Genomic DNA, 10,641 nt, shown 5'->3' on the forward strand with positions numbered 1-10,641 from the left:
TCCTCCACGTCCGGTCACAACTTCCCGCCCCGCCCGCCCTCGCGCCGCGCCGGGGCGATGAGCGTCGACAGATACGGCAACGGCTCCCCGTCCAGCTCGGCGGCCGGCCGGATCGACTCCCCGTCCAGCCCGAGCGCCGACCCCCACACCGCGTCCTCGATCCGCCCGGTCTCCCGCAACGCCTCGGCGACCTCCGCCGCCTGCCGCCCGAACTTGTACGCCACGACCGTCCCCGGCCCGGCCAGCGCGTCCTTGAGCACGGCGGACCCGGCGGTCACGGGAACGAGCGTCAACGGCTCGGTCCCTTCCGTGAGTACGGCCCCGGAACGCGCGGCGAGATCCTGCATCGCGGTGATACCGGGCACGGTCTCGACCACGACTCCCGGCACCAACTCCCCGATGGTCAGGGCGAGATAGGTGAAGGTGGAGTAGACGTTCGGGTCCCCGATGGTCGCGAACGCGACGACGTCGTGCGCGGCGAGCAGCTCGGCGACTTTCGCCCCCGCCGCATCCCAGGCGGCCTCGCGCCGGGCCCGGTCGGTCCGCTCGTTGAGCGCGAACACGACCCGGAGCACCTTCTCCTGCGGCACGTAGTGCAGCACGGTCGCCTCCGCCCGTCCCCGCTCACCCGTATCCATTACAGGTACGACGACGACATCGGCGGCGCGCAGAGCGTTGACGCCCTTGACGGTCACCAGCTCCGGATCGCCGGGACCCACCCCGACTCCGATCAACCTGCTGCTGCTCATGACGTCCGGCACCTCTCCACGAACCGACGGGCCACACCGGGCTCGGCCGCCCAGTGCGTGTGCAGATAACTCGCGTGCACACCCTGTTGTACGAAACCTTCGACCCGCCGGTCAGGGGCGCGCACCCCCCAGGCGGGAGCCGCCCCCGAGCCGGGCTCCACGACGGTCCGGTGGAACTCGTGCCCGCGCATCCGCGTCCCGGCCACGGCCAGCACACTGTCGCTCAGCGCGACGGCGTCCCGATACCCCAGGGTCAGCCGTTCGCTCATCCGCGCGGAGGCGTCCAGCACCCCGCACATCGGCCGACCGTCCAACTCCCGGCACAGATACAGCAGTCCGGCACACTCGGCGGCCACGGGAGCCCCGCTCTCCGCGAGCGCGCCGACGGCCTTGCGCAACGGCTCGTTCGCCGACAACTCGGCGGCGTACACCTCGGGGAACCCGCCCCCGATGACCAACCCGCGTGTCCCGTCCGGGAGTTGTTCATCACGGAGGGGGTCGAACACGACGACTTCGGCACCGGCTGCGGTGAGCAGTTCGGTGTCCTCGGCGTAGGAGAAGGTGAAGGCGGGGCCTCCGGCAACGGCAATTTTCAGCCCGTCCGGCGTTTGAGGACGAGGCCGTTCAGGCCGATGGGGGTCTGGGGGCGCAGCCCCCGGGGACGATGGGGGTCCCCCCGCTCGAGCGAAGCCGAGAGTGGGGGAGGGCAGGGGCGGCGGGGGCGAAGAAACCAGGGCCTCAGCCGCATCCCAAGCCGCACACGACAACGCACCGGCGCTACGCGCCAGCGCCATCAACCCCTCAAGATCACACCCCGCGGACACCTGCGCCCCCATCGCCGCGACAGCCTCCACCGCCGCAGCCCGCCGCTCGGCAACCGGCACCAACCCCAGATGCCGGGACGGCGTATCCACCTGCGGCGCCCGCCGCAGCACACCCAGCACCGGCACCCCGGCCGCGTCCAACGCCTCCCGCAGCAGCGCCTCGTGCCGGTCCGACGCCACCTTGTTGAGGATCACGCCCCCGACCCGCACCTCCGGATCCCAGGACGCGAACCCGTGCACCAGCGCGGCGACGGACCGGGACTGCGAGGACGCGTCGACGACCAGCACGACCGGTGCCCGCAGCAGCTTCGCGACATGGGCCGTGGACGCCAACTCCCCTTCGCCCGCGGCCCCGTCGTACATCCCCATCACACCCTCGACGACGGCGAGTTCACACCCGCGCGCCCCGTGCGCGAACAGCGGACCGATCAACTCCGGCCCGCACAGGTACGCGTCGAGGTTCCGCCCCACCCGCCCGGTGGCGAGCGCGTGGTACCCGGGGTCGATGTAGTCCGGCCCGACCTTGTGCGGGGACACGGCGAGCCCCCGCGCGGCGAACGCGGCCATCAGCCCCGTGGCGACGGTGGTCTTGCCGCTGCCAGAGGAGGGCGCGGCAATGACCAGCCGAGGGACGGAAGACATCACCACTCGATACCCCGCTGGCCCTTCTGACCGGCGTCCATCGGGTGCTTGACCTTCGACATGTCGGTCACGAGATCGGCGAGGTCGACGAGCTTCTCGGGCGCGTTCCGCCCGGTGATCACGACATGCTGGGTCCCGGGCCGGTTCCGCAGCACGTCGACGACCTCGTCCGTGTCGACCCAGCCCCAGTGCATCGGGTACGCGAACTCGTCGAGCACGTACAGCTGGTACGTCTCGGCGGCGAGGTCCCGCTTGACCTGCTCCCAGCCCTCGCGGGCCTTCTCCTCGTTGTCCATCTGGGAGTCGCGCTGGACCCAGGACCAGCCCTCGCCCATCTTGTGCCAGTCGACGGACCCGCCCTCGCCGGAAGCCCCCAGTACCCGGAGGGCGTTCTCCTCGCCGACCTTCCACTTCGCCGACTTGACGAACTGGAACACCCCGATCGGCCACCCCTGGTTCCAGGCGCGCAGGGCGAGCCCGAAGGCGGCGGTGGACTTACCCTTGCCGATGCCCGTGTGCACGATCACCAACGGCCGGTTACGCCGCTGACGGGTCGTCAAACCGTCGTCCGGTACGACACTTGGCTGCCCCTGAGGCATTACGCGGCCCTCCTCTGTACGTCCTTGACCAGCCCGGCGATCGAGTCGGCCCGCAACTCGTCGAGCGTCACCGCCGTACCGTCCAGCTCCCCGGCCAACTGCCGTGCCAGGCCCAGCCGTACGGGCCCCGACTCGCAGTCCACGACCACGGAGGCGACCCCGTCGGCCGCGAACAACCGCGCCGCCCGCCCGGCCAGCGCGACCGGCTCGGGCCCACCTGTTGCCCGCCCGTCGGTCACCACGACCACCAGCGCCCGCCGCGCGGGATCCCGCAACCGCTCCACCCGCAGCACGTCCCGCGCCTTCAGCAGCCCGGCCGCGAGCGGTGTCCGCCCGCCGGTCGGCAACGACTCCAGCCGTACGGCGGCGGCGTCCACGGACGAGGTCGGCGGCAGGGAGACATCCGCCGACGAACCCCGGAAGGTCACCAGACCCACCTTGTCCCGCCGCTGATACGCGTCGAGCAGCAGCGACAGTACGGCGCCCTTCACCGCGCTCATCCGCTGCCGGGCCGCCATCGACCCGGAGGCGTCCACGACGAACAGCACGAGGTTGCCCTCACGCCCCTCCCGCGTCGCCTGCCGCAGATCGTCCCGGCGCACGACGAGCCCACGCCCGGCCCGACCGCGCGCCAGCTGATGCGGCGCCGCCGCCTGCACGGTCGCCGCCAAGTGCAGCTTGGTGAGGGCCCCTTGAGGACGCCGGGAGCCGGTGGTCCGCCCGTGCTCGGTCCGTGCCCGCGAACGTCGCCCGGCGGCACCCTCACCGATGCCCGGCACGCTCAACGCCTTGGTGCGGAAGGCCTCGGAAGCGCGCACGGGCTGCTGCTCGCCGGAACCGGAAGGCTGCGGCTGCCCGCCCTCGCCGGCTTCAGGCTGCGCACCGGTGTCGCCGCCCTGAGGACCGTCGGAGTCCGAGGCCGGCGGCTGCCCGCCACCCCCACCGGAGTCATCCGGGCCGTCCGGGCCCGGATCATCGTCTCCGGGCGTCTGCTCCTGCTCCTGCTCCTGCTCGGCGAACTCCTCCAACGTGTCGTCGAGCTTGTTCTCGTCAAGTCCCGGCGCGTCGAAGGGGTTTCGCCGCCTGCGGTGCGGGAGTGCGAGCAGCGCGGCCTGCCGTACGTCCTCGGCGAGCACGTCGGTCCGTCCGGCCCAGGCGGCCAGCGCGGTCGCCGTACGGGCCATCACGATGTCGGCGCGCATGCCGTCCACCTCGAAGGCGGCACAGGTCGCCGCGATCTGCCGCAGCGCCCCGTCGCCCAGCCGTACGGACGGCAACAGGGCACGTGCGGCGATGACTTGAGCCCGTACGGAGGACTCCTCGTCCGCCCAGCGCTCGGTGAAACCGGCCGGATCGTCGTCGTAGGCCAGCCTGCGGCGCACCACCTCGACGCGCTGGTCGGGCTCCCGCGAGGCGGCGACCTCGACGGTCAGCCCGAAGCGGTCGAGCAACTGCGGGCGCAGTTCGCCCTCTTCGGGGTTCATGGTGCCGACGAGCAGGAAGCGGGCGGCGTGCCGGACGGAGACGCCCTCGCGTTCGACGTACGACGCGCCCATCGCCGCCGCGTCCAGCAGCAGGTCGACCAGGTGGTCGTGGAGGAGGTTGACCTCGTCGACGTACAGGATCCCCCGGTGCGCGTCGGCCAGCAGGCCCGGCTCGAAGGCCTTGACGCCCTCGGCGAGTGCCCGCTCGATGTCGAGGGCGCCGACGAGCCGGTCCTCGGAGGCACCGACCGGCAACTCGACCATGCGGGCCGGGCGTTGGGCGCCCGGTCCGGTCTCGTGCGGGCCGTCCGGGCAGGCCGGGTCGGGGGCGGCGGGGTCGCAGGAGAAACGGCAGCCGGGGACGACGGCGACCTCCGGCAGCAGCGCCGAAAGGGCGCGTACGGCCGTCGACTTGGCGGTGCCCTTCTCGCCGCGCACCAGCACCCCGCCGACCGCCGGCGACACGGCGTTCAGCAGCAGCGCGAGCCGCAGATCGTCCTGGCCGACAACGGCCGTGAACGGAAAGGGAGTTGTCACTGGTCGTCGCCCTCCAGGTCGCCTTCGAGCTCCAGATAGGTGGCCCGCAGTCTCTCCAGCGTGTCCGCGTCCGGCTCGGCCCACAGACCGCGCTCGGCGGCTTCGAGGAGCCGTTCGGTGATGCCGCGCAGCGCCCAGGGGTTGGACTTCTTCATGAAGTCCCGGTTCTCCGGGTCGAAGACGTACTCGGCGCTGAGCTTCTCGTACATCCAGTCGTCGACGACCCCGGCCGTCGCGTCGTAGCCGAAGAGGTAGTCGACGGTCGCCGCCATCTCGAAGGCGCCCTTGTAGCCGTGCCGCCGCATCGCCGCCATCCAGCGGGGGTTGACCACGCGGGCGCGGAAGACGCGGTGGGTCTCCTCGCCCAGCGTGCGCGTCTTCACCTGGTCGGGGGTGGCGGAGTCGCCGACGTACGCCTCGGGGCTCGTGCCCGTCAGGTGGCGGACCATCGCGACCATGCCGCCGTGGTACTGGAAGTAGTCGTCGGCGTCGACGAGATCGTGCTCGCGGGTGTCAACGTTCTTGGCCGCCACGGCGATTCGCCGGAACGCCGTCTCCATGTCCCCGCGCGCCGCCCGTCCGTCCAGGCCGCGACCGTAGGCGTAGCCGCCCCAGACCGCGTACACCTCGGCGAGGTCCGCGTCGCTGCGCCAGTTGCGGGCGTCGATCAGCGGCAGCAGACCGGCGCCGTACGCGCCCGGCTTGGAGCCGAAGATACGGGCCGTGGCGCGGCGGCGGTCGCCGTGTTCGGCGGTGTCCTCGTCGGCGTGCTTGCGGACGTAGTTGGACTCGGGCGGCTCCTCCAACTCGGCCACCGCCCGCACCGCGTCGTCGATGAGTGCGACGACGTGCGGGAACGCGTCCCGGAAGAAACCGGAGATCCGGACCGTGACGTCGATGCGCGGCCGGCCCAACTCCGTGACGGGCACGATCTCGAAGCCGGTCACCCGGCGCGAGGCGTCGTCCCAGACGGGACGGCAGCCCAGCAGTGCGAGGATCTCGGCGATGTCGTCGCCCTGGGTGCGCATCGCCGACGTGCCCCACACCGTGAGGCCGACCGACTTCGGGAACTCGCCGTTGTCCTGGACGTAGCGCTGCACGAGCGAGTCCGCCAGCGACTGGCCGACCTCCCAACTCAGCCTGGACGGAATGGCCTTGGGGTCGACGGAGTAGAAGTTCCGGCCGGTCGGCAGGACGTTGACCAGACCGCGGGTCGGGGAACCGGACGGGCCCGCCGGGACGTAACCGCCGTCCAGCGCCTTGAGGATGTGGTCGATCTCGTCCGTGGTGCGGGCGAGGCGGGGAACCACCTCGTCGCAGGCGAACTCCAACACCGCCACGGCGGCCGGGAGTTCGGTGCCGATGACGGCACGGACCAGTGCCGGGACGGCCGTGACCTCCCACTCCTGGGCCTCCATGCCCTCCGCGAACCGGCGGCACAGCTGCTCCAGCAGATCGATCGCGTCGGCGGCCGAACGGGCCGGTCCCTCGACGAGGTCCGTCAGCTCCACCGGCACCTTCAGGGGAGCGCCCGGCTCGGCCAGCAACTCCTTCTCGACCAGCCCGAAATGCTCGGCCAGCGAGGCCCGCAGCCCGGGCAGCGCGTTGGCCTGTCCGCCCCACACCTGCGAGGCGCGCAGCACCGCCAGCACGAGGTTCACGCGGGCCTCGCCGACCGGGCCGCCGCCGAGGATGTGCAGCCCGTCGCGGATCTGCACGTCCTTGATCTCGCACAGATAGCCGTCGATGTGCATCACGAACTCGTCGAACGCCGCGTCGTCCGGCTGGTCGTCCACATGCAGGTCGTGGTGCAGCTCGGCCGCCTTCACCAGCGTCCAGATCTGCGCGCGCACGGCCGGTGCCTTCGTCGGGTCCAGGTCGGACACCAGGGCGTACTCGTCGAGGAGTTGCTCCAGCTTCGCCAGGTCGCCGTAGGTGTCGGCACGCGCCATCGGCGGGACGAGGTGGTCGACGACCGTGGCGTGCCCGCGCCGCTTGGCCTGGGTGCCCTCGCCGGGGTCGTTGACGATGAACGGGTAGATCAGGGGGAGTTCACCGAGTACGGCGTCGGGCGCGCAGCCGCTGCTGAGCCCGAGTCCCTTGCCCGGCAGCCATTCCATGGTGCCGTGCTTGCCCATGTGGACGATCGCGTCCGCGCCGAAGCTGTTGTCCAGCCAGCGGTACGCGGCCATGTAGTGGTGCGACGGCGGCATGTCGGGGTCGTGGTAGATCGCGATCGGGTTCTCGCCGAAGCCGCGCGGCGGCTGGATCATCACGACGACGTTCCCGAACTGGAGGGACGCCAGCACGATGTCGTCGCCGTCGACGTAGAGGCTGCCCGGCGGCTCGCCCCACGCGTCCAACATGCCCTGCCTGAGGGCCGGTTCGAGCTTGTCGAACCACGCCTGGTAGTCGGCGAGCGGTACGCGTGCGGGCGCGGCGGCCAGTTGCTCCTCGGTGAGCCATTCGACGTCGTGGCCACCGGCGTTGATGAGCCGGTGGATCAACTCGTCCCCGTTGTCGGGGTGTCCGTCGACCCCGTACCCGGCGTCCCGCAGCGCGTCCAGCACCCGGATCGCCGAGGCGGGCGTGTCCAGGCCGACCGCGTTGCCGACCCGCGAGTGCTTCGTCGGATAGGCGGTGAAGACCAGCGCGAGCTTCTTCTCGGCGTTCGGCTTGTGCTTCAACTTGGCGTGCCTGACGGCGATTCCGGCGACCCGCGCGGCCCGCTCGGGGTCGGCGACGTAGACCGGGACGTCGTCCGGGCCCTGCTCCTTGAAGGAGAAGGGGACCGTGATCAGGCGTCCGTCGAACTCGGGGATCGCGACCTGCATCGCCGCGTCCATGGGGGAGAGGGCGGCGTCGGACGCCTCCCACACCGCCTGCGAGGTGGTGAGGCAAAGCCCTTGCAGGACAGGGATGTTGAGGATGTCGAGCGCCTCGACGTCCCATGCCCCCTCCTCACCGCCCGCGGACGCCTCCGAGGCGTGCGTGCCGCCGGCCGCGAGGACGGTGGTGATCAGGGCGTCCGCTCCGTCGAGGAGCTCGTAGACACCTGATTCGGCGCCGCGCAGTGAACCGCAGTACACGGCAAGGGCGTTGGCGCCCTTCGCCTCGATCGCCTCGCACAGGGTGTCCACAAAGGCGGTGTTGCCGCTCAGTTCGTGGGCGCGGTAGAAGAGCACGGCGACCGTCGGGCGGACCGTGTCGAGTTCGGGTTCGCCGTGGACGCCGTACTCGGGCATCTGCTGTGGCGCTTCGAAACCCTCGCCCGTGAGCAGCACCGTGTCGGAGAGGAAGCGGGCGAGTTCGGTGAGGTTGTCGGGCCCGCCCTCGACGAGGTACCTGAGCGCCTCGGCGACGACACCCGCCGGTACCGACGACTCGGCCATCAACTCCGGGTCCGGGACGGTCTCCCCGCTCAGCAGCACGGTCGGGATGCCCGAGGCCTTGAGCACGGCGAGGCCGTCCTCCCAGGCCCGCTTGCCGCCGAGCAGTCGTACGACGGCGATGTCCGAGTCCGCGATGAGCGCGGGCAGTTCCTCGGTGGCGTCCACGCGGGACGGGTTGCCGATCCGGTACCCGGCGCCGGAGGCACGCGCCGCCAGCAGATCCGTGTCGGCGGTCGACAACAACAACACTGTGCTCATGCGGGCGCTCCCGGTGGAATGAAAGGCAGTCCTTGTGGCGCGCCGGACTCGATGAGCCGCCACAGCGCGTCCGTGTCCGCGTGCTGTTCGATGAGGTCGCCGAGCCGGTCGAGCTGCTCCTCGCGCAGCGCGGCGAACGAGGTGTCGGGGGCCGGTACGAACCGGCGCCCCGCGGCGGCGGCCACCTCGCGCAGGAACGCCCGCCGGAACCCGTCCGACTCCAGCGAGCCGTGCCAGTGCGTGCCCCAGGTCTGGCCGACCCGGCAGCCGTCCAAGAAGGCTTCTCCGCCGGTCAGTTGGGCGACCCCGTGATGGATCTCGTACCCCTCGACCCGCTCGCCGAGGGCTTCGCCCACGGGCCGGGTGAGGGTCTTCTCGCGAGCGAAGCGCACGCGCAGGGGGAGTACTCCGAGTCCGTCGACCGAGCCCCGCCGGCTCTCTACCTCGTCGTCGATGTGCTCGCCGAGGAGCTGGAAGCCGCCGCAGACGCCGAGGATCGGCCGTTCCTCCGCGGCTCTGCGGACGAGGGCGTCAGCAAGTCCCCGCTCCCGCAGCCACTCCAGTGCCTTCACCGTCCCCCGGGTCCCGGGGATCACGACGAGGTCGGCGTCGGCCAGCTCCTCCGGCCGGTCCACGAACCGCACCACGACGCCCGGTTCGGCGGCCAGCGCGTCGACGTCGGTGAAGTTGGACATGAGCGGGATCGCGCAGACCGCGACCCGCAGCACGTCCTCGCCGACCGGCGGCGCGGTGTTCGACTCACGGACGGTCCCGCGCAGCGAGATCCGCAGCCCGTCCTCCTCGTCGATCCCGAGCCCGTGCCGGAACGGCAGCACGCCGTACGTCCGCCGCCCGGTGAGGTCGTGCAGCATCTCCAACCCCGGTTCCAGGAGCGACACATCGCCCCGGAACTTGTTCACGAGGAACCCGGCGACGAACGCCTGGTCCTCGGGGGAGAGCAGCGCGACGGTCCCGAAGAAGGAGGCGAAGACGCCGCCGCGGTCGATGTCGCCGACCACGAGCACGGGCAGTTGCGCATTGCGCGCGATGCCCATGTTCACGATGTCGGTCCGCCGCAGATTGATCTCGGCGGGCGAACCGGCCCCCTCGCAGATCACCGCGTCATACGTGCCCCGCAACTCGGCGAGACAGTCCAACACCGTGCCGAGCAGCGCCTCTTGCCGCCCGCCGTGATAGCCGCGCGCGCTCATCTCGCCAACTGGCTTGCCCATCAGGACGACTTGGCTGGTGCGATCGCTTCCCGGCTTCAGCAGCACGGGATTCATCAGCGCGGTCGGCTCGATGCGGCAGGCCTGCGCCTGCATGGCCTGCGCCCGGCCGATCTCGGCGCCCTCGCGCGTCACGAAGGAATTCAGGGACATGTTCTGGGCCTTGAAGGGCGCGACCTTCACGCCCTGCCGCACCAGCCACCGGCAGATCCCGGCGGTCACGACACTCTTCCCGGCGTCCGAGGTGGTGCCCGCGACCAACAGCCCGCCGCCGCTCATGACGTGCGTCCCTTCAGCAGCAGCCGTCCGGCCACACTGACCCCGAGCGCGAGCCAGCCGACGCGCCGGGACAGCCGTACGGCCCGGTCGATGTCCGGTACGGCGACGGCGCGTCCGCCGCCGTTGAGCACGGGCCGGTGCTCGACCCGGCCGCCGTAGGAGAGCGTGCCGCCCAGCCGTACGCCGAGGGCGCCCGCGAAGGAGGCCTCCACGGGACCGGCGTTGGGGCTCGGGTGCTTGGGGGCGTCGGTGCGCCAGGCGCGCACCGCTCCGCGCGGATCGTCGCCCGCGACGGTCGCGAGGACGGCGGTGAGGCGGGCGCCCGGCCAGCCGGCGATGTCGTCCAGGCGGGCCGAAGCCCAGCCGTAGCGGCGGTACTTGGCCGACTTGTGGCCGACCATGGCGTCCAGGGTGTTCACCGCGCGGAAGCCGAGCAGGCCCGGGACACCCGCGATGCCGCCCCACACCAGGGCGCCCACCACCGCGTCGGAGGTGTTCTCGGCGACGGACTCGACGACCGCCCGGGCGATGCCGTCGGCGTCCAGAGCCTGCGGGTCCCGGCCGCAGAGGTGGGGCAGACGAGCCCGCGCGGCCTCGATGTCACCGGCCTCCAGGGCCCGCGCGACGACCCCGGCCTCGCGCGCGAGG

Annotated in this window: 7 protein-coding genes; all 7 read right to left on the reverse strand. The window is 71.8% G+C overall.

What is annotated here, in order from left to right; translation table 11 throughout:
- Positions 1-14: 14 nt before the first annotated feature.
- Positions 15-761: a precorrin-2 C(20)-methyltransferase gene (gene cobI, locus JHN45_RS46000; RefSeq protein WP_201055364.1), complete on the reverse strand. Its 747-nt coding sequence runs from the start codon at positions 759-761 to the stop codon at positions 15-17.
- On the reverse strand, positions 746-2,215 hold the full coding sequence (locus tag JHN45_RS46005; protein WP_201055365.1) for a cobyrinate a,c-diamide synthase: 1,470 nt from the start codon (positions 2,213-2,215) through the stop codon (positions 746-748). Before JHN45_RS46005 ends, cobI begins: the two co-directional genes overlap by 16 nt.
- The gene (cobO, locus tag JHN45_RS46010; protein ID WP_200715342.1) at positions 2,215-2,814 is read right to left on the reverse strand and encodes a cob(I)yrinic acid a,c-diamide adenosyltransferase; all 600 of its coding nucleotides are present in this window, start codon (positions 2,812-2,814) and stop codon (positions 2,215-2,217) included. The genes JHN45_RS46005 and cobO overlap by 1 nt, the downstream gene beginning before the upstream one ends.
- The gene (locus JHN45_RS46015) at positions 2,814-4,835 is read right to left on the reverse strand and encodes a putative cobaltochelatase (RefSeq protein WP_201055367.1); all 2,022 of its coding nucleotides are present in this window, start codon (positions 4,833-4,835) and stop codon (positions 2,814-2,816) included. The genes cobO and JHN45_RS46015 overlap by 1 nt, the downstream gene beginning before the upstream one ends.
- Complete coding sequence (gene cobN, locus JHN45_RS46020; RefSeq protein ID WP_201055369.1) at positions 4,832-8,485, reverse strand: cobaltochelatase subunit CobN; 3,654 nt, start codon at positions 8,483-8,485, stop codon at positions 4,832-4,834. The genes JHN45_RS46015 and cobN overlap by 4 nt, the downstream gene beginning before the upstream one ends.
- Entirely contained in the window at positions 8,482-9,993 is a 1,512-nt protein-coding gene (locus tag JHN45_RS46025) for a cobyric acid synthase (RefSeq protein ID WP_201055371.1), read from the reverse strand. Before JHN45_RS46025 ends, cobN begins: the two co-directional genes overlap by 4 nt.
- A partial coding sequence (locus tag JHN45_RS46030; protein WP_201055373.1) for a CobD/CbiB family cobalamin biosynthesis protein occupies positions 9,990-10,641 on the reverse strand: 652 nt, incomplete at its 5' end. The genes JHN45_RS46025 and JHN45_RS46030, both read right to left, overlap by 4 nt.

It is taken from the genome of Streptomyces sp. MBT53, from assembly GCF_016654115.1.
GTDB lineage: Bacteria > Actinomycetota > Actinomycetes > Streptomycetales > Streptomycetaceae > Streptomyces.